The sequence below is a fragment of the Amycolatopsis oliviviridis genome (assembly GCF_014654365.1).
In the GTDB taxonomy this organism is placed as follows: domain Bacteria; phylum Actinomycetota; class Actinomycetes; order Mycobacteriales; family Pseudonocardiaceae; genus Amycolatopsis; species Amycolatopsis oliviviridis.
Genome location: NZ_BNAY01000005.1, coordinates 392792 through 412443, shown reverse-complemented (window position 1 = coordinate 412443; position 19652 = coordinate 392792). Strand labels below are relative to the sequence as shown.

The 19652-nt window shown below is 70.2% G+C and carries 16 protein-coding genes; 7 read left to right on the top strand and 9 right to left on the bottom strand.

Annotation, left to right across the window (positions count from 1 at the left end):
• Positions 1–53: 53 nt before the first annotated feature.
• Positions 54–2348, bottom strand: coding sequence for a sodium-translocating pyrophosphatase (locus IE302_RS23665; RefSeq protein ID WP_191256657.1), 2295 nt, complete (start codon positions 2346–2348; stop codon positions 54–56).
• 321 nt (positions 2349–2669) lie between these two features.
• On the opposite strand from IE302_RS23665, the gene sftH reads away from it, so the two are divergent.
• On the top strand, positions 2670–5141 hold the full coding sequence (sftH, locus tag IE302_RS23660; protein WP_191256656.1) for a DEAD/DEAH box helicase: 2472 nt from the start codon (positions 2670–2672) through the stop codon (positions 5139–5141).
• 43 nt (positions 5142–5184) lie between these two features.
• On the opposite strand, the gene IE302_RS23655 is transcribed toward sftH, so the two are convergent.
• From IE302_RS23655 to ssd, 8 genes are all read right to left on the bottom strand, one after another.
• Positions 5185–5811, bottom strand: coding sequence for a bifunctional DNA primase/polymerase (locus IE302_RS23655; RefSeq protein ID WP_191256655.1), 627 nt, complete (start codon positions 5809–5811; stop codon positions 5185–5187).
• Positions 5812–6228: 417 nt separating this feature from the next.
• On the bottom strand, positions 6229–6585 hold the full coding sequence (locus IE302_RS23650) for an Rv3654c family TadE-like protein (RefSeq protein ID WP_191256654.1): 357 nt from the start codon (positions 6583–6585) through the stop codon (positions 6229–6231).
• The gene (locus IE302_RS23645; protein ID WP_191256653.1) at positions 6582–6914 is read right to left on the bottom strand and encodes a TadE family type IV pilus minor pilin; all 333 of its coding nucleotides are present in this window, start codon (positions 6912–6914) and stop codon (positions 6582–6584) included. The genes IE302_RS23650 and IE302_RS23645 overlap by 4 nt, the downstream gene beginning before the upstream one ends.
• Positions 6914–7087: a DUF4244 domain-containing protein gene (locus IE302_RS23640; protein WP_191256652.1), complete on the bottom strand. Its 174-nt coding sequence runs from the start codon at positions 7085–7087 to the stop codon at positions 6914–6916. Before IE302_RS23640 ends, IE302_RS23645 begins: the two co-directional genes overlap by 1 nt.
• A 16-nt stretch (positions 7088–7103) precedes the next feature.
• Positions 7104–7667, bottom strand: coding sequence for a type II secretion system F family protein (locus IE302_RS23635; protein WP_373308015.1), 564 nt, complete (start codon positions 7665–7667; stop codon positions 7104–7106).
• A gap of 5 nt (positions 7668–7672) precedes the next feature.
• Complete coding sequence (locus tag IE302_RS23630) at positions 7673–8413, bottom strand: type II secretion system F family protein (RefSeq protein WP_191256650.1); 741 nt, start codon at positions 8411–8413, stop codon at positions 7673–7675.
• The gene (locus IE302_RS23625) at positions 8410–9552 is read right to left on the bottom strand and encodes a TadA family conjugal transfer-associated ATPase (protein ID WP_191256649.1); all 1143 of its coding nucleotides are present in this window, start codon (positions 9550–9552) and stop codon (positions 8410–8412) included. Before IE302_RS23625 ends, IE302_RS23630 begins: the two co-directional genes overlap by 4 nt.
• The gene (ssd, locus tag IE302_RS23620) at positions 9549–10622 is read right to left on the bottom strand and encodes a septum site-determining protein Ssd (RefSeq protein WP_191256648.1); all 1074 of its coding nucleotides are present in this window, start codon (positions 10620–10622) and stop codon (positions 9549–9551) included. Before ssd ends, IE302_RS23625 begins: the two co-directional genes overlap by 4 nt.
• 597 nt (positions 10623–11219) lie before the next feature.
• Between ssd and IE302_RS23615 the strand changes: the two genes are divergently transcribed.
• From IE302_RS23615 to IE302_RS23590, 6 genes are all read left to right on the top strand, one after another.
• Positions 11220–12017 (top strand): HAD family hydrolase, encoded by a 798-nt coding sequence (locus IE302_RS23615; RefSeq protein ID WP_191256647.1) that lies wholly within the window; start codon positions 11220–11222, stop codon positions 12015–12017.
• A 576-nt stretch (positions 12018–12593) separates the two neighbouring features.
• On the top strand, positions 12594–14438 hold the full coding sequence (locus IE302_RS23610) for a glycoside hydrolase family 3 protein (protein WP_191256646.1): 1845 nt from the start codon (positions 12594–12596) through the stop codon (positions 14436–14438).
• Positions 14435–15703 carry an exo-beta-N-acetylmuramidase NamZ family protein gene (locus tag IE302_RS23605; RefSeq protein WP_191256645.1) on the top strand — a complete coding sequence of 423 codons (1269 nt, stop codon included), beginning with the start codon at positions 14435–14437 and terminating at the stop codon, positions 15701–15703. Before IE302_RS23610 ends, IE302_RS23605 begins: the two co-directional genes overlap by 4 nt.
• An 11-nt stretch (positions 15704–15714) precedes the next feature.
• Entirely contained in the window at positions 15715–17490 is a 1776-nt protein-coding gene (locus IE302_RS23600) for a serine hydrolase domain-containing protein (protein WP_191256644.1), read from the top strand.
• A 210-nt stretch (positions 17491–17700) separates the two neighbouring features.
• Entirely contained in the window at positions 17701–18699 is a 999-nt protein-coding gene (locus IE302_RS23595; RefSeq protein ID WP_026467087.1) for a MurR/RpiR family transcriptional regulator, read from the top strand.
• Positions 18700–18716: 17 nt separating this feature from the next.
• Positions 18717–19646 carry an N-acetylmuramic acid 6-phosphate etherase gene (locus IE302_RS23590; RefSeq protein ID WP_191256643.1) on the top strand — a complete coding sequence of 310 codons (930 nt, stop codon included), beginning with the start codon at positions 18717–18719 and terminating at the stop codon, positions 19644–19646.
• Positions 19647–19652: the final 6 nt, after the last annotated feature.

Here is a 19652-nt window from a genome sequence, read left to right as displayed (position 1 = left end):
TGGGCCCGCCACGGGAAACGTGGCGGGCCCAGTGGGGTGGTGCTTTTACCGCGTCATGCCTTCGCTTCCGCGGGCGTGTCGGAAAGAACCGACTCGCGGCGCTTGGAAACGACGATCGCGGCGACGATGATCGCGACCGCGACCAGCGAGATCGCGATCCGGACGCCGACGTTGGCGTCCGCGCCGATCGAGAACTGCACGATCGCCGGGGCGATCAGCACCGACACCAGGTTCATCACCTTGATCAGCGGGTTGATCGCGGGACCGGCGGTGTCCTTGAACGGGTCACCCACGGTGTCACCGATGATGGTGGCCTCGTGCGCGTCCGAACCCTTGCCGCCGTGGCTGCCGTCCTCCACGAGCTTCTTCGCGTTGTCCCAGGCGCCACCGGAGTTGGCGAGGAAGATCGCCATCAGGGTGCCGGTCGCGATCGCGCCCGCCAGGTAGCCGGCGAGCGCGCCGGTGCCGAGGCCGAAGCCGACCGCGATGGGGGCGAAGACCGCGAGCAGACCGGGAGTGGTCAGCTCACGCAGCGAGTCGCGCGTGACGATGTCGACGACCCGGCCGTACTCGGGACGAGTGGTGCCCTCCATGATCCCCGGGATGTCGCGGAACTGGCGGCGCACTTCGTAGACGACCGCGCCGGCGGCACGGGACACCGCGTTGACCGCGAGACCGGAGAACAGGAACACGACCGCCGCGCCGACGATCACGCCGACGAGGGTGTTCGGGCTGACCACCGTGTTCACGAAGAAGTTCAGCGTCGACATGCTGGCTTCGGCCGCTTCCGGGATCGACTTCAGCGCCTTGCTGATCGCGTCCTGGTAGGACCCGAACAACGCCGTCGCCGCGAGGACCGCCGTGGCGATCGCGATGCCCTTGGTGATGGCCTTGGTGGTGTTGCCGACCGCGTCGAGCTCGGTGAGGATCTGCGCCGCGTCTTCGTCGACGTCACCCGACATCTCCGCGATGCCCTGCGCGTTGTCCGAAACCGGGCCGAAGGTGTCCATCGCGACGATGACACCGACGGTGGTCAGCAGGCCGGTACCGGCCAGCGCGACGGCGAACAGCGCGACGCCGCCGCCCAGCAGGTACGCGCCGAACACCGCCGCGCCGATGACCAGCGCGGTGTAGACGGCGGACTCGAAACCGACCGAGATACCGGCCAGGATCACCGTGGCCGCACCGGTTTCCGAAGACTTGCCGACCTCCTTGACCGGCTTGTGCTCGGTGCCGGTGTAGTAGCCGGTGATCTTGAGGATGACCGCGGCGAGCACGATGCCGATGATGACCGAGATGGTCGCGATGAGCGCCGGGTTGCCGGACTCGGCCGTGGCGCCACCGGTCAGCTCGGAGAACGAACCCGGCAGGTAGACGAACGCCGCGATCGTCGAGAGCACCGCGGAAATCGCCGCGCTGATGTAGAAGGAGCGGTTGATCGTGACCAGACCGCCTTCGCCCGCCTTGGCCTTGGTGATGTAGACACCGATGACCGCGGTGATCACGCCGATGGCGGGAACGATGAGCGGGAAGATCAGGCCGTGCACGCCGAAGGCGGTGCTGCCCAGGATCAGCGCCGCCACGAGCATGACCGCGTACGACTCGAAGAGGTCCGCCGCCATCCCGGCGCAGTCGCCCACGTTGTCACCGACGTTGTCGGCGATGGTGGCCGCGTTGCGCGGGTCGTCCTCGGGGATACCCTGCTCGACCTTGCCGACCAGGTCCGCGCCGACGTCGGCGGCCTTCGTGAAGATACCGCCGCCGACACGCATGAACATCGCGATCAGCGCCGCGCCGAACCCGAAGCCCTCCAACACCTTCGGGGCCTGTCCCGTGTAGACGAGGACGACCACCGCGGCACCGAAGAGACCGAGACCGACGGTGATCATGCCGACCACGCCACCGGTACGGAAGGCCACGCGCATCGCCTTTTCGCGACCGCCTTCCTCCCGCGAAGCGGCCGCGACACGCAGGTTCGCCTGCGTCGCCAGCCACATGCCGAGGTAGCCGATCGCGAAGGAGAACGCCGCGCCGACCAGGAAGAAGATCGACCTGCCGATCTTTTCGTTCCAGTCATCGGCCGGCAAAGCGAAGAGCAGCACGAACACGATTCCCCCGAAGATCACGAGGGTGTTGCGCTGCCGTTTCAGATAGGCAGCCGCGCCTTCCTGCACTGCCTTCGCGATGTCCTGCATCTTGGTGGTGCCCTGGCCGGCGGCCAGCACCTCCTTGAGCAGAACGTAGCCGATGACCAGTGCGGCAAGGGCGACCACGGCGATTACACCGACAATGGTGTAACCACCTCCGGTGAGCGTGAGTTCGCCCGCCGCGAGGAACTGCCGGGACATTCGTCCTCCTGGAGACGTCGCCGTTGGCCAGCGAACGATCCGCCGATGGAACCGGCGTGCCGACGCTGGCATGGGGATCTGAACCGAATGTCACGCTAGTCGCACTGCAAGGTACGTCTCACATGACGCTCGCCACAGACGGTGTGGATTGCGGGAGTGTATTGGTAGTGGGATGGCGGGCGGCAAGCCGTCCCTGCCACCGCACGTTCCGTAACCTTGTGAGTCTGATCACTGTATCGATCATCCCGGGGGCCGTTCCGGCGTTCGTTCTCCTCGCGCGACGGCCCGTTCTTGTCGGTGCGCTGTGCGAAGCTTCCGAAGGTGAACGGCACGGCGGAATCCGGTAAGGGGCGGCGGCTTCTCGATCGCGCGACGGCGGGAATCCCGGCTTCGCTGTACCCGGTCACCCATGTGGCCGAGCTGCCCGCGCGGCAGGCGGATTCGGTGGAGTGGCCGGAGTGGGCGGCGGACGGAGTGGTCGAGGCGCTGAAGGCGAGCGGCGTCAAGGCGCCGTGGCGGCATCAGGCCGAAGCCGCGTCGCTGGCGCGCGAGGGCGAGCACGTCGTGATCTCCACCGGGACAGCGTCGGGCAAGTCGCTCGCGTACCAGCTGCCGGTGCTGTCGGCTCTGGTCGAGGACGAGCGGGCTTCGGCGCTGTACCTGTCGCCGACCAAGGCGCTCGGCGCCGACCAGTTGCGCTCCGTGTCCTCTTTGGACATTAAGAAGGCGCGTGCGGCGTCGTTCGACGGCGACACCCCGCTGGAGGAGCGGGACTGGGTCCGCGCGCACGCGAACTGGGTGTTCACGAACCCGGACATGCTGCACCGCGGGATCCTCTCGTCGCACGCGCGCTGGTCCCGCTTCTTCCGCCGGCTCTCGTTCGTCGTGGTCGACGAATGCCACAGCTATCGCGGCGTCTTCGGTTCCCACGTGGCGCTATTGCTGCGCAGGCTGCGGAGGGTCGCGGCGTACTACGGCGCTTCGCCGGTCTTCGTTCTCGCGTCGGCGACGACCGCGGACCCGGCGGCGTTCGCGTCGAAACTCTCCGGGCAGGAGTGCGTCCCGGTCACCGAGGACGGTTCGCCGCGCGGCGCCCGCACGGTCGCGCTGTGGGAGCCCCCGCTGCTGTCGGAACTTTCGGGCGAGAACGGGGCACCGGTACGGCGTTCGGCGGGTGCCGAGGCTTCCCGGATCCTCGCCGAACTGGTCATCGAGGGCGCTCGCTCGCTGGCGTTCGTCCGTTCCCGGCGGGGCGCGGAGCTGACTGCGCTCGGCGCGCGACGCATTCTGTCCGAAGTGGACGGTTCGCTGGCGGAATCGGTGGCCGCGTACCGCTCCGGGTACCTGCCGGAGGAGCGCCGCGCCCTCGAAGCGGCGCTGCTTTCCGGGCGGCTGCTCGGCGTGGCGACGACGAACGCGCTCGAACTCGGCGTCGACATCGCCGGGCTGGACGCGGTGGTGCTGGCAGGTTATCCGGGAACGCTCGCGTCGTTCTGGCAGCAGGCGGGCCGGGCCGGGCGCGCGGGAGACGCGGCACTGGTCGTGTTCGTGGCCCGCGACGATCCGCTGGACACCTATCTCGTGCACCATCCGGCCGCGATCCTGGACAGGCCGGTGGAAGCCGCCGTCCTCGACCCGTCGAACCCGTATGTGCTGGGCCCGCAGCTGGCCTGCGCCATCGCCGAACTCCCGCTGACCGAACCGGAGGTCGCGGCCTTCGGTGGTGACGCGGCGCGTGCCGTGCTCGCGGATCTGGTCAAGGAGAAGATCATCCGCCGCCGCACGAGCGGCTGGTACTGGACTTCGCGCGACCGGCCGCACGCCGAGGTGGGCATCCGCGGGTCCGGCGGCGAGCAGATCGCCGTGGTGGAGGCCGATTCCGGGCGGATGCTCGGCACGGTCGACCCGGGTTCCGCCTGCTACGCGGTGCATCCCGGCGCGGTGTACCTGCACCAGGGCTCGTCTTATGTGGTCGACGAACTCGATCTGGAGACAGGGCTGGCCCTGGTGCACGCCGAGGATCCGGACTGGAGCACGTCACCGCGCGAGATCGTCGACATCAGCGTGCTGCGCACCGAAGAGACCAGGACGCACGGCGGGATCTCGGTGAACCTCGGCGAGGTGTCGGTGAGTTCGCAAGTGGTCGGCTACTTGCGGAGACGGCCGTCGGGCGAGGTGCTGGACCAGACGCCGCTGGACCTTCCGGAGCAGAGCCTGCACACCCGCGCTGTCTGGTACACGATCTCGGCGGACTTGCTCTGTTCTTCCGAGGGCGATGGCGTGGTGGGGACCGGGGGCCATCGGTCGGGGACCGGGGTTCTGGAGCCGGTGGGGACCGGAGGCTCCAAGGTGGGGACCGAGGATCTTGGCGGAGCACCGGGGACGGGCGCCGGATTGGATCCGGCGCGCGTCCCCGGTGCCCTGCATGCCGCCGAGCACGCGGCGATCGGCCTGCTACCGCTGTTCGCTACTTGCGACCGCTGGGACATTGGCGGGGTGTCTACCGCGTGGCACGAGGACACCGGGGAGGCGACGGTGTTCGTGCACGATGGCCATCCCGGGGGTGCGGGATTCGCCGATCGCGGGTTTGCCGCAATTGTCCCTTGGCTGGCCGCAACGCGGGAGGCGATCGTTTCCTGCGAGTGCCCGGCCGGCTGCCCGTCCTGCGTCCAGTCGCCGAAGTGCGGGAACGGCAACGATCCGCTGGACAAGGCGGGGGCAGTGGCCGTTCTGGACACCGTGCTCGGGGCGTTGCGTCAACACGGGTCCCAGTCAGGCCACTTGGTGGTTTGAAACCGATGTGGCATGAAATTGTGGGTTGAGCTCGTGGGTCCGATCAGGCGGCGGTGGTCAGGCTCGCCACGGGGGCGACGGCCTGGTCACCGGCCAGCGCACGGACGAGCACGTCGTGCACCTCGGCGGCCTCGGGCAGCTGCCAGCCCCAAACCTCGGGCTTGACCCGCCAGTGCACGACACCGTGCTGGAACGGCGACGGGGGCAACGGGATGTAGTCGTTCGCGCCGTGCCACTGGATCGAGGCCTGGTCGGCCAGTTCACGCGGGATGCTCGTGGCGACGGTGGTGAGGAACAGCCAGCGGCCGTTCGGCATCGCGACGATCGGGGCCGGGTGGCCGGTGGCGCGCAGCAGCCGGGCGGCGGCCTTGCCGAGTTCGTCGTCGACCTCGATGGCGTCCAGCACGGTGCCGGTGGCCACGAGGAGGCTGTGCGTGTCGTCGCCGAACCAGGTGGCGACGTCGTGCGGGTGGGCCTCGGTCAGTTCACGCCAGTTGTCCTGGGCAGGGACGGGACGCCGCCAGGTAAGGTCGTCACCTTCCGCGGTGATCGCGGCGGGCTCCGCACCCGGGAGCACCGGCCAGCCACGCCACGCGAGGCCGATCGCCTCCGCCCGCATCTCGATGCGGAAGGCGCCCCGCCAGCTGTCCGGCCAATTCGCGTCCAACATTACTGTCCCTGCCTCAGGTCAACTCTGTCCTGTGTGTGTCCTGCGCCGCCACCCGGCGACCTTCTCGAGGTGGCGCACATCTCAATAAACGGCAAGTTGCACATCGGGAGAAGACCTCACGCGACAACCGGCCGTTACTTAGCGATGAACGCGCGGTAGTCCGACAGGACGGACCGAATGCCGGACGTCCGATTAACGGGCGTGCCCGACCGCTTCGAAGCCGTTCGTCGCAGCCGAGCTGGGCATCCATGCCCCTGTGACCGTGCTCACGGCCGGCGGTACCCGACCGTTCGGCGGAGCGCTGATCATGACTTCGACCGCTCGCCGCGCGTCAACGACCGCTGCTCGCGCCCGGCGGTTACTCACGCGTACAACCGGCCGGTCACCGCTGGACGACCGTTCACCGTGCGACGCCCGTCACGGTGGGCGGCTGACCGGGCCCGCCCGGGCCCGCGCCTCCGCCCGTCCGGTGACCGCCGGCCGTCCCGACGGCTCCGACCGCACCTCGACCAGGGCGTCGCCTCGCTCCCACCGACAAGTCAGCAGGGTGACCGCCATCCGGACGGCGACCTGCCGCGCCCGGTCGCAGGCCGCGCCGGGTCCGTCGGCCGCGTGCGACGCCGCGGCGAGCGCCGCCAGATCGGCGGCGGCCTCGGTGCGGTGCCGGGTCGTCGCGGCGGCCCCGATCCAGAAGGTGAACGCCGCCGCGCAGATCAGGACCGCGACGATCGAGGCGGTCCACGCGGTCGCGACGCCGCGATCGTCACCGCTCACGGCTCGGCCACCGCGAAGGCGTGCGAACGCAATCGGATGCCCGGCAGCAGTCCGGCCACCGGTTCGGCCTCGACGCCGGCGGTGATGGCGTCGCCTTCGCGGACGACGTCCAGCCGCGCGCCGGGCGGCGCGATCTCCCGGACCGCCTGTTCGGCGCGGGCGGGCTGGCCCCGGGCGAGGAGCCGCGCCGCCTCGCGGGCCGCGTCGGTGCAGCGGAGCTGATCGGCGGCGACCCCGATCCCGGCGAGCAGCAGGGCCGAGACGAAGGTCAGCGCGCCGATGCCGAGCGCGGCCTCCACGGTGACGGATCCACGATCACCGCGGGGCATCAGAACTTCACCGCCAAGGCCCGCTCGACGAGCGCGGTGAGCCCGGCGACGACGGCGTCGCTGGTGACGATCAGGTAGAGGAGACCGGCCAGCGCCGCGGCGGCCAGGGTGGCGATGGCGTATTCGACGGTCGCCATGCCGTCGTCTTCGCGGAAGGTGGGGAGCTTGCGCATGAGGATCGCCTTTCGATCAGAGGATTCCGCCGAGACGACCGGCGAGGCCGAGCACGACGGGCAGGACACCGAGGCAGAGGAACGCGGGGAGAAAACACAGGCCGATCGGCGCCGCCAGCAGCACTCCGACCCGTTCGGCACGTTCTTCGGCTTCGGCGGAGAGCGACTCGCGCAGTCTTCGCGCGAGGTCTTGCGCGTGGGCCGCGAGCGCGGTGCCCGCCCTCGCCGTGCGGACGGCGGCGACCGCCAGTTCGGTCAGGCCCGGCCGGTCCCGGACCGGCGCCCAGGCTTCGGCCGGTCCCACGCCGACGGCGAGATGCGACGACACGGACCGCAGAGCCACCGCGGTCTCCGGTGACGCCGTCGGGACGACCGCTTCGAGCGCGACGGACACGGGCAGCCCGCCCGCCAGGCAAGCGGCCAGCAGGTCGAGGGTGGCCGCGGACCGGAGGAGTTCGGGGACGCCTTTCTCCCGGGCCGTCCGTTCCCGAAGCCAGGTGAGGAGACGCCCCGGCCGTGCGACGGCTCCACCGACACAAGGCCAGCAGAAGACCGCACCGCCCAGGAGGAGCAACGCCACTCCCGTCAACACCGCGCTGTCCGCCCGGTGAGTGCCCGGCACCAGGCCGTTCCCGCCCAGATCAGCCCGCTGCCCACGACGAGCAGCAGCTGCCCGGCGCCCGTCCCGGTGAGGACGCCGAGCGGGCTCGCCCCCATCGCCTCGCCGAGCGGCAGGCACACCAGCGGGAGGACGGCGAGCACGGCGGCGCTCGCTCGCGGACCGGCCAGCTTCGCCTTGAGCCGGCGCCGGAAGCCGATCTCCGCCTCGGCGTCCCGTCGCGCGGCGTCGAGCACGCCCGCCATCGGAAGCCCGAACCGGCCCGCGAGCGCCCACGCGTTCACCAGCGCCGGTGGCGCGTCCGGATCGGCCGTCCCGCCACCGAGCCGGGCGGCCGCGATGAGCCCGCGCAGCCGTCCGGACGCGGCGGGCACCGCTTCCGCCACGGCCTCGGCCGCCGCCACCGGATGAGCGCCCGCCCGGAGTTCGCCGATCATCGTCCGCAGCACGGACGCGGTGAGTTCGGCTTCGGCCAGCTCCGCCTTCGCGCGTGCCCGCCACCGATGTTCCTGCCGGACCGTCCAGGTGAGCACCAGCGTCGCCAAGGCCCAGCCGATCCCGAGGAAGGGCAAGACGAGCGGCGCGGGCAGCGCCCACCAGGCCGCGCGAACCGCCTGAGGCGGACGCCAGGCGAACGGGACGCGCATCGCCGCCCTGGGCCAGCAGGCGAGCCCGGCGCCGCAGGAGAGGAGGACCCAGGGGTTCATGCCGCCATCTCCTCGAAGGACGTCTCGTCGCCGATCCAGTCGCCCTTGCTCCAGACCGGGACGACCTTGGCCTCGCCCCGGAACGACCGGAGGACGCCGACCTCGTCCAGCCGCCGGATCCCGTTCGGCAGGCGGCGCATGTGCAGGACCACCCGCACCGCAGCCGTCAGCTGGCTGTGCAGCGCGTCCCGTTTGAGGCCGCCGAGCGAGGCCAGCGCCTCCATCCGTGCCGGTACCTCCGCGGCCGAATTGGCGTGCAGGGTGCAGCCTCCGCCCTCGTGCCCGGTGTTCATGGCGTTGAGCAACGCGATGACCTCGCCGCCGCGCGCTTCGCCGACGACCAGGCGGTCCGGCCGCATGCGCAACGCCTGCCGCACCAGTTCGCCGAGCCCGATCTCACCCGCGCCCTCGACGTTGGCCGGGCGGGTGAGCAGGCTGACGAACCGCGGATGGTCCGGCTGCAGTTCACCGGCGTCCTCGACGCAGACGATGCGTTCGCCCGGGGGCACCGCGCCCAGCAACGCGGAGAGCAAGGTCGTCTTGCCCGCCCCGGTCCCACCGGACACCAGGAACGCGAGCCGGTGCCGGATGACGGCGTCGAGCAGTTCCGCGCCGCTGGTGCCGAAAACGCCGCGCAGCCGGAGTTCGGCGAGATCGTGGGTGGCGGGCCGGAGAACGCGGAACGAGAGGATGGTCCCGGCGGGCGCGATCGGCGGGAGGACCGCGTGCATCCGGACCCGGCCCTGCGGTCCCACCCCCGGCAGCCAGCAGTCGGCGAACGGTTGCGCGTCGTCCAGCCGCCGCCCGCCGGCGAGGGCGAGGCGCTGGGCCAGCCTCCGGACGGCCTCCTCGTCGGCGAAACGGACTTTTGTCTCTTGAGGACCCGTACCGGTGTCGACCAAGACCTTGTCCGGAGCCGTGACGAAAACGTCGGTGACGCCGGGCTTGCCGAGAAGCGGCGCGAGCGGACCGGCGCCGACGAACTCTTCGCGGGCCAGCCGGACCGCTCCGAGGACCGCGTCCTGACCGAGCGCGCCGCCGGCTTCGGCCCGGACCGCTCGCGCCACGCTCACCGGATCCGCCGGGGTGTCCGAAGAGGCCAGCCGCCGCCGGACCCGCTCGAACAGTTCGTCGGTCATCGCGTGGCACCGGCCAGATCCCCCCGCGCGGCGGCGAGGACTTCGGCGGCGGCGGTGGCCAGATGCCCGCGCTGCCGCGGGACGAACTCGCCGCGGTCGAGGGACGCGGACAAGGACCGTTCGCGGCCCATCGACGTGATGAGCGGGGCGCCCACGGCGTCGGCGATCTCCCGCGGGATCAGCCCGGCGGGCGACGGCCCCCGGACCGCGACACCGATCCGGGCCGCGTGGGGTTCGAGCCGGGAGAGGACCTGTTTCGCCGCCGCGCAGGCACGGAGTTCCGCGGGGACGACGACCACGACCAGATCGGCCAGCCCGATCACGGTGGACGTCTCGACGCCGAAATGCCTCGGCAGATCGCAGACGACCGTCCGCCCGGCCCGCCGCCCGGCGCACAGCACGCCCTCGATCGCGTCCGGCCCGGGACCGCGCCCTTCCCGTCCGTAGGACACAAAGGACAGTGAGCCGGTCGCGTATCGCTTCCGCGGCAGGGCTTCGCTCAACGCCGTCATGGACACCCTGCCGCCGAGGTCGAGTTCCGGCCAGCGCGGCCCGCGATCGCGTTCGGCGGCGAGGAGGACGTCGACCCCGCCGCCGAGCGGATCGCAGTCGACGAGCAGCCCGCCGCTCCCGGTCTTCTCCGCCCGGTACGCGACGGCGGCCGCCAGTACGGAGGCCCCGGCCCCTCCCCGCCCGCCGATGACCCCGATGACGACGCCGTCGTCACGTGCGGGCCCGTCGACGACGTCGGCGAACTCGCCGATGAGGTCGCCTTCCTCGTCCGGCAGGGAAAGGACCTTCTCCGAGCCGGTGTTGAACGCGCGCTCCCAGGTCACCGGGGTGGGAGCGCCCTTGCAGACCAGCAGGACCTTGCTCCGCCGCAGCAGGCGGTTCGGCGCGCTCGCGGCCTCCTCGTCGAGGACGACGAGCGGCGCGCGGGCCCATCTCCCGCGGGCGGCGTCCAGATCGGGTGCGCGTTCGACCTCGCAGCCCGCGGCCGCCGCCACGCGCAGGATCTCGTCGAGCAGGATGTCGTCTCCGGCGACGACGAGCGGGTGTTCTTCGGTCATGACTTCCCCCGGGGATTCGGTCGGACTCGGGATGTGACTCCACGGTCGCGCCGGATCCCGTCCGCGCACAACGCCATTCCGCCCCGCCTGTGGACAACCGGGGTGTTGTGGACAACTCAGCCCCCGGAAACCGGTTTCCCGCCGTTTCCGTCGGACCTTTCCGGCACACTTCCCGGCTTTTCCGCACGGGACACGGCCATTCCGTTTTCGGAACAGAAGGGCACGAAAAGCGTTGAGAGAAAAGAAAGTTTACGAACCTCGGTCGGTTTCAGCCTTGCCCCGAAGGGGTTTTCGCGACCGGCAAGGTCTGAACCATTGACAGAGCGGGAAGTCTGAGGGCGGCCCTCGCCAGGGGGGAGGGACGAGGGCCGCCTGGGGTTCAGCCCCGGGGGGTCGGACTGAACCAGGGCCCGGTGCTACACCGGACAATCTCACTGTAACTCCGATACCGGCCCGTTGCGGGCGACGCCGGTACCCACAATTCGATAACGGCACGACGCGCCGGATCGGCCGCGCGGTCGTGAATTTTCCACCGCCGTATCCCGATCGTGGTCGACCAACCGGCGGGCCCGCCTCCGGCTCTCCTATCCTTGGCGGGTGGACCGACCCAGCACGACACCGAGCCCGGTCGCGGCGTTCTTCGATCTCGACAAGACGATCATCGCGTCCTCGAGCGCACTGGCCTTCAGCAAGCCTCTTTTGCGCGAAGGCCTGATCAACCGCCGAGCCGCGCTTCGCAGCGCGTACGCACAGCTCGTCTTCTCGCTCGCGGGCGCGGACGCGGCGAAAACCGAGCGGATGCGGGCCGAGGTTTCCGCGCTGTGCGCCGGATGGGACGTCGCCCAGGTGTCCGCGATCGTCCGCGAAACACTGCACGACGTCGTCGACCCGCTCGTCTACGCGGAGGCGGCGGAGCTGATCTCCTCGCACCGCGCGGACGGCCACGACGTCGTGGTGCTGTCGGCGACCGGCGAAGAGGTCGTCGCCCCGGTCGCCGAGATGCTCGGCGCGACGCGCAGCGTGGCCACGCGGATGCAGATAGTGGACGGACGCTACTCGGGCGAAGTCGATTTCTATTGCTACGGCGAGAACAAGGCCATCGCCGCGAAGGAACTCGCGGCCACGTACGGCTACGACCTCACCCAGTGCCACGCCTACACCGACTCGAGCACCGACATCCCGCTCCTCGAAGTCGTCGGACGGCCGCACGCGGTCAACCCCGACCGTGTCCTGCGCAGGCACGCGACCGAACAGGGCTGGGAGATCCTCGCGTTCGAGCACCCGATGTCACTGCGAACCCGGATCCCGGCCCGGTCGGCGGGACTGGTCGCGCTCGGTGCCGTCGCCGCGGGGGCCACCTGGTACGGCTACAGCCGGCGCAAGCGCACCCGCTGAACGCGCACCCGGTCGGCGGTACGGAGCCGGTTTTCGCAGCCAGGGCGGCGAATTGTCCGTCGCCCAGCGTGCCCGTGTCACTAGATCGAGCCTCTGTACCGGTGCACCCGTCTGCGCACTTGAAGTGACCCGGCTCACGGCGTAGAAAGTAGGTGCGGACGTTCGGTCGGCCAGGGAACAGGTAGAAGAGAAGCCTGTTCCACCCCGGCGAATCTCCGTGTGCGGACACCGGGTACCCACGCGCAGCGCGCCGCGGGAGGCTCGTCGTCTAGGGACTGCGTACCGGGACGCCGGACGCCGAGTCCATGAAGGTACGACCAGAGTTGCACGCTTGGTCGCCCGAGTGGTCCGCACTGACTGGCGGCGCCCGCCGGCTTCTTGCCGACGGGCGCCGCCAGTGTTTTGCCCCTGTTTTCAAGCGTGACAGGCCCCTTCGCGTCCCTTTGTGTATGAACGGACCGTTCGTGCGGGTGGCCGATGGACAAGCAAAGTGCTCGTGGGTAGCTTCCGGATATCAGTGCTTCCAGGTGGACTTCTTTCCATCTGAGAGTCAGGCACGAATCTGGGAGGCTTGAGGTGACGACCCGAACCGCGCACGCCCGTCATCGGAGGATCCATGCGCTCGCCTTGCCCCTCGCGGGTCTGCTCACCCTCGCCGTCGCGGGCGTCCCGGCGACCGCGCAGCCGGTGACCGCGGACGCGGAGGCGCAGCGGACGCTGCGCGGGCTCACCCTGGAGCAGAAGGTCGGCCAGCTGTTCGTCACGTGGGTGAACGGGAAGTCCGCCGACGAGGTGAACGCCAAGAACAAGGCCGACTTCGGAGTGGACACCCCCGCGCAGGTGATCGAGAAGTACCACTTGGGCGGCGTCATCTACTTCAACAACGACAGCCGCGACAACTTCGACGACCCGGTCCAGGTCGCCAAGCTGTCGAACGGGCTCCAGCGGGCCGCGATCCGCAGCGGCGCCCACATCCCGTTGCAGATCGCGACCGACCAGGAAGGCGGCACGGTCACCCGCATGGGTGCCCCCGCCACCGAACTGCCGAACGCGATGGCGATCTCGGCGGGCCGGGACACCAAGGCCGCGCAGGAGGCCGCCCGGATCCTCGGGCACGAACTGCGCGCCGTCGGCATCAACCAGGACTTCGCCCCCGACGCGGACGTGAACTCGAACCCGGCGAACCCGGTGATCGGCGTCCGTTCCTTCTCCGGCCGCCCGGAGCTGGCGAGCCAGTACGTCGGGGCCCAGGTCAAGGGCTTCCAGGACTCTGCCGACGAGCCCTCAGCGGGAAAGAGCACTTCGGGCTGGGGCCGGCGCTCGGAGACGGTGTCCGCCGCCGCGAAGCACTTCCCCGGCCACGGCGACGCGGCCACGGACAGTCATCACGAGCTGCCCCGGATCGACCGGAGCGAAGCCAGCTGGCGCGAGACCGACGTCCCGCCGTTCAAGGCCGCCATCGCCGCCGGCATCGACTCGATCATGAGCGCGCACATCCAGTTCCCCAGCCTCGACCCGTCGGGTGAGCCCGCCACGCTGTCGAAGCCGATCCTCACCGGCAAACTGCGCGGCGAGCTGGGTTACCGCGGCGTCGTCGTCACGGACTCGCTCTCCATGGACGCCGTCCGCGAGCTGCACACCGACGCGGAGATCCCGGTGCTGGCGCTCAAGGCGGGCATCGACCAGCTGCTCATGCCGGTGAACCTCGACCTGGCGATCAACTCGGTGCTCGACGCGGTCCGCAAGGGCGAGCTGACCGAGAAGCGGATCGACGAGAGCGTCCTGCGGGTGCTCAAGCTGAAGCTGAAGCGCGGCATCCTGACCTCGCCGTTCGTCGACCCGGCCAAGGTGATGTCGAAGGTCGGCGTCCCGGCCAACCTCGCGACCGCGCAGGGCATCGCCGACCGGTCGGTCACCGCGATCCGCAACGACGGCGGCGTCCTGCCGCTCGCGCAGCAGCCCGCGAAGACCCTCGTGACCGGCTGGGGCGTCAGCACGACGACGGCGCTGGCCTCGAAGCTCACCGCGCACGGAACGCAGGCGACCGCGCTGCAGACCGGTCAGACCCCGACCGACGCGCAGATCGCGCAGGCCGTCGCGGCGGCGAAGAACGTCGACCTGGTCGTGGTGCTGACCAACAACGTCGGCACGTATCCGTTGCAGGGCAAGCTGTTGCAGGCGCTGAACGACACCGGGAAGCCGGTGGTCGCGGTCGCCGCCCAGATCCCCTACGACGCCGGTTACGAGAACCCGGTCAAGACCTGGCTCGCGACGTACGGCTACATCACGCCGTCGCTCGAAGCGCTGGCGAAGGTGATCCTCGGCAAGGTGAAGCCGCAGGGCAAGCTGCCGGTGGACGTCCCCGCCGGCAAGGACGTGGGCACGGTGAAGTACCCGTTCGGCCACGGACTGACCTGGTGAACCTCAACCGCCGCCATTTCCTCGCCACCGGCGCGCTCGCGGTCCCCGCGCTGACGGCCGGCTCCTCGGTCGCGGGGGCCCAGCCGGTCAGCGAGAGCAAAGGTCCCCCGCTCACCCGCACCGGAGCCGACGTGCTCGCCGCCCGCGGCTGGGCCGCGCTGGCCGGGCGCAAGCTCGGCGTGCTGTCGAATCCGACCGGCGTGCTGGCGAGCGGCGACCACATCGTCGATTCGATGGTCGCCGCCGGGGTCCGGCCGCTCGCCGCGTTCGGGCCGGAACACGGCTTCCGAGGCAGCGCGCAAGCGGGCGGGTCCGAGGGCGACTACACCGACCCGCGCACCGGCGTACCGGTGTACGACGCGTACGGCGCCGACGCGACGAAGCTCGCCGGGATGTTCACGAAGGCGGGCGTCGACACCATCGTCTTCGACATCGCCGACGTGGGCGCGCGGTTCTACACCTACATCTGGTCGCTGTACACGGCGATGGTCGCGGCGGCGAAGACCGGCACGGCGGTCGTCGTGCTGGACCGGCCGAACCCGCTGGGCGGCAAGGCGGCCGGGCCGCTGCTGGACCCGGCGTACGCCTCGGGTGTCGGCCGGAAGCCGATCGTGCAGCAGCACGGCATGACCGTCGGTGAACTCGCGCGATTCTTCGCGGCCGAGTTCCTGCCCGCCGAAGGGGTCACGCCGGGCAAGCTCGAAATCGTCGAGGTGCGCGACTGGCGACGCGATCAGCTCTTCGACCGCACCGGGCTGACCTGGGTCCCGCCGAGCCCGAACATGCCGACGCCGGACACCGCGCTCGTCTACCCCGGCACCGGGATGTTCGAAGGCACCGTGTTCTCCGAAGGCCGTGGCACCACCAGGCCGTTCGAGATCATCGGCGCGCCGGGTCTCGACTGGCGCTGGCGCGAGAAGCTCGGCGAACTCCGGCTTCCGGGCGTGAAGTTCCGCGAGGCGTACTTCGTGCCGACGTTCGGCAAGTTCGTCAACGAGCCCTGCGGCGGCGTGCAGGTGACGATCACGGACGCGCGGGCGTTCGACGCCATCCGCACCGCGGTCACCATGTTCGTCACCGCGAAACAGGTGCATCCGGACAAGTTCAAGTGGCGGCCCGACAACTTCCTCGACAAGCTCTCGGGTTCCGCCAGGCTGCGCACGATGATCGACAAGGGCGCCGGGGCGGACGAGATCGTCGGGTCCTGGCAGGCCGAACTGGCCGAATTCGACCGGAAACGCCGTCGCCATCTCATCTATCACTGAGGGGAACGACCTTGCGTGCTAGGAAGATCGTGATCGCGGCCGTCTCCGTGCTGGTCGCGGCGACCACGCTGTCGACGGCGGGAGCACAGGCGATTCCGGGTACCGGACAACAGGAAGACCGCGCGGCGGGCCGGTTCGACAAGCCGCGCGGAGGCTTCGCGCCCGCGTCCACCGTCCTGCGTGACGGCGCGCCCTCCGAGGTCGGTCTCGACCCGGAGCCGATCAAGGCGGCCGAACGGTTCGTCGAGAGCTGGACGAAACCGGACGCCACCGGGCATCCGCACTTCTCCGGAGCGGTCGGCCTGCTCGCGCACGACGGCGTGATCGTCGAGCGCCAGGCCGTCGGCGGTGCCGTCCGCTACGCCGACGCGAACGGCACCGAACTGCCGCCGGAGCAGCAGGTGCCGATGCGCGCGGACACCATCTTCGACATGGCCTCGATCTCGAAGCTGTTCACCTCCATCGCGGTGATGCAGCTGGCCGAGAAGGGCGCGCTGGACATCTCGGCGCCGGTGGTGCGGTACCTGCCGGAGTTCGGGGTGAACGGCAAGGAGGCCGTCACCGTCCAGCAGCTGCTCACCCACGTCTCGGGCTTCGCCCCGACACCGCTCCCGTCCCTGTGGGAGGGCTACCCGGACATCCCGTCGCGCCGGAAGGCCGTCCTCGACAGCCCGCTGAAGAACCCGCCGGGCAGCACGTACCTCTACTCCGACATCAACCTGCTGACGCTCGGCTTCCTGGTCGAGAAGGTGGCCGGAGCGCCGCTGGACAAGGTCGTCCAGGACCGCATCGCCGGTCCGCTCGGCCTGGCCGACACCGGGTACAACCCGCCGGCGTCGAAACTCGCCAGGGTCGCGGCGACCGAGTACGCCGTGAAGCCGCCACGAGGTCTCGTACGCGGCGAAGTCCACGACGAGAACGCCTGGTCGCTGGGCGGCGTCGCCGGGCACGCGGGCGTGTTCTCCACGGCCCCCGACATGGCCGTGCTGGCTCAGACGATCCTCAACGGCGGCGCGTACCGCGGCCAGCGGATCCTTCGCCAGGAGACCGTGCGGGCGATGCTGACGAACTACAACCAGAAGTTCCCCGACAACGCCCACGGCCTCGGTTTCGAGCTCGACCAGCCCTGGTACATGGGCGCGCTGTCCGCGACGTCGACCGCCGGGCACACCGGGTTCACCGGGACCTCGCTGGTGATCGACCCGCTGTCGAGGTCGTTCGCGATCCTGCTCACCAACCGCGTGCACCCGACGCGGAACTGGGGCTCGATCAACCTCGCCAGGGAGACGTGGGCGAGCTCGCTCGCGAAGGCGATGGCCGTCCGTCCGGCCCACGGCCGCGACGCGTGGTTCAGCGGTGCCGGGGACGTCTCCACGGCCACGCTCACGACGCCGCCGTTGCCGGCCCGCGGCGGCCCGCTGAAGGTCTCCTTCGACACCTTCGTGGACACCGAAGGCCCCTCCGATTCGCTCTTCTTGGAAACAAGTACCGACGGCGGCGCCACCTGGAAAACGATTACTCTGCGTGCAAGCGGACCGGGCGCACCCGTTGGCGACCAGAATGGCCTCGGCGGACACGGCCACCGGGCTTGGTGGCGGGTCTCCGGCGAGGTGTCACAAAGCTCACAAATCGCCCTGCGTTGGCGTTACACGACCGACGCTCGTTACACGGGACGCGGAATTTCCTTGGACAGTGTGAAAGTCACTGAACGCGGCCGCATACTGCTGGACAGTGAGCATAATCCCCCTCCTTTCGTCGCTACCGGATGGAAGTTGAGCACTAGGTAACCGGGCAGCTCCATTGCGCTGACAGAACAGGCCCGTTGACCGGGACACAGCCCCTTGCGTCGCGACACTAAGTTGCCAAGTCGTTAGCTCGACCTCGTTAACAGCCTCGACCTGGTTAGCGACTTTCTGGTCAACGATTAATCGCAAATCGAATCCGCAGACACGGATAGGTTGCGATCTTCCCGAAGGGTGTGGGTAGCCTTGTCGCAGATGCCAACGGTTAGTAACTTTCCCACGGTGGGCGATACCGAATCCGTAATCGCGGCCGCACCGTCCGAGGCCGTGCCGGCGCAGCCGACACGGGACGCTGACGCGAGCCCGCTGGTCCGGATCCGCTCCCTCCTGCCCGGGCTCGCCCGGGCCGAGCAGCGCGTCGCGAAGGTCGTCCTCGACGACCCCGCGCAGGTCGCGCGACGCAGCATCACCGAGGTCGCGCTCGCGGCCAACACCAGCGAAACCACCGTCACGCGGTTCTGCAAGGCGGTCGGCGTCGGCGGGTATCCGCAGCTCAGGATCGCCCTGGCGGCCGACACCGCCCGGTCCGAGGCGCGGTCGAGCCGCAACCTCGGTGGCGAGATCGGGCCGGAGGACGACCTGGCCGCGGTCATCGGCAAGGTCAGCTTCGCGGACGCGCGTGCTGTGGAGGAGACCGCCGACCAGCTCGACGTCCCGTCGCTACAGCGCGTGATCGACATCGTGGCCGGCGCGGGCCGGGTGGACGTCTACGGCGTGGGCGCGAGCGCGTTCGTCGCCGCGGACCTGCAGCAGAAGCTGCACCGCATCGGGCGGGTCAGCTTCGCCTGGTCGGACACGCACATCATGCTGACCTCGGCCGCCGTGCTCAGCCCCGGTGACGTCGCGATCGGCATCTCCCACACGGGCGCGACCACGGACACCGTCGAGGCGCTGCGTGTGGCCCGTGAGCACGGCGCGATCACCGTCGCCGTGACGAACTTCCCGCGTTCGCCGATCACCGAGGTCGCCGACCACGTGCTGACCACGGCCGCGCGGGAGACGACGTTCCGTTCCGGTGCGACCGCCAGTCGCATCGCGCAGCTGACCGTCATCGACTGCCTGTTCATCGGTGTCGCGCAGCGGCACATGGACGCGTCGGTCAACGCACTCGACGCGACCAGGGACGCGGTTGGCTCGCACCGGCTGGGCGTACGGCCCGACGGCAGGCGGCGGCCGCGGGAAACCGGCAAATGAGCGAAAAAGTGAGGCGCATGATGACCGTCCCACGCCAGGTGGTGCACGTCGATTCGCCAACCGAACAGCGAAATCCGCGGACGACCGACATCGATCTGATGTCGACCATGGGCATCCTTGGCGCGATCAACGCCGAGGACCGCCGGGTCCCCGAAGCCGTCGCCGCGGTGCTGCCGCAGGTGGCCCGGGCGGTCGACTTCGCCGTGGAAGCGCTGCGGTCGGGACACCGCGTGCACTACTTCGGCGCCGGTACCTCCGGCAGGCTGGCGACGTTGGACGCGGCGGAGCTCGTGCCGACGTTCAACGTGCCCTCCGACTGGTTCATCGCGCATCACGCCGGCGGCGCGCGCGCTCTGCGGCAAGCCGTCGAAGATGCCGAGGACAACGCGAAGGCCGGAGCCGCCGAAGTGGCGGACTCGGTCTCGCCCGGTGACTTCGTGCTCGGGCTGACGGCTTCCGGCCGGACGCCCTACGTGCTCGGCGCGCTGGCCGCGGCCAGCCGCCGGGGTGCCCGGACCGCGCTGGTCTCGGGCAATCCGGCCGCGGTGACGCCGCCGGGTGTCGATGTCCTCATCGCGGTGGACACCGGCCCCGAGGCGATCGCCGGGTCGACGCGGATGAAGGCGGGCACGGCGCAGAAGATCATCCTCACCGCGTTCTCCACCGCGACGATGATCAAACTCGGCCGCACGTACTCGAATCTGATGGTCAGCATGCGCGCGACCAACGCGAAGCTGCGCGGGCGGACCATCCGGATCCTGCGTGAGGCCACGGGGATGAGCATGGCGGACTGCTCCGACGCGCTCACCGAGGCCGACGGCGACCTCAAGGTGGCGCTGGTGCATCTGTTGTCCGGCGAGGACGTCGGGAGCGCGGCGAAGGCGCTGACGGCCAGCGATGGCCATGTACGGAAGGCTCTCGACTCCCTGCGGGTGCGCGCGAGCTGAAAGATC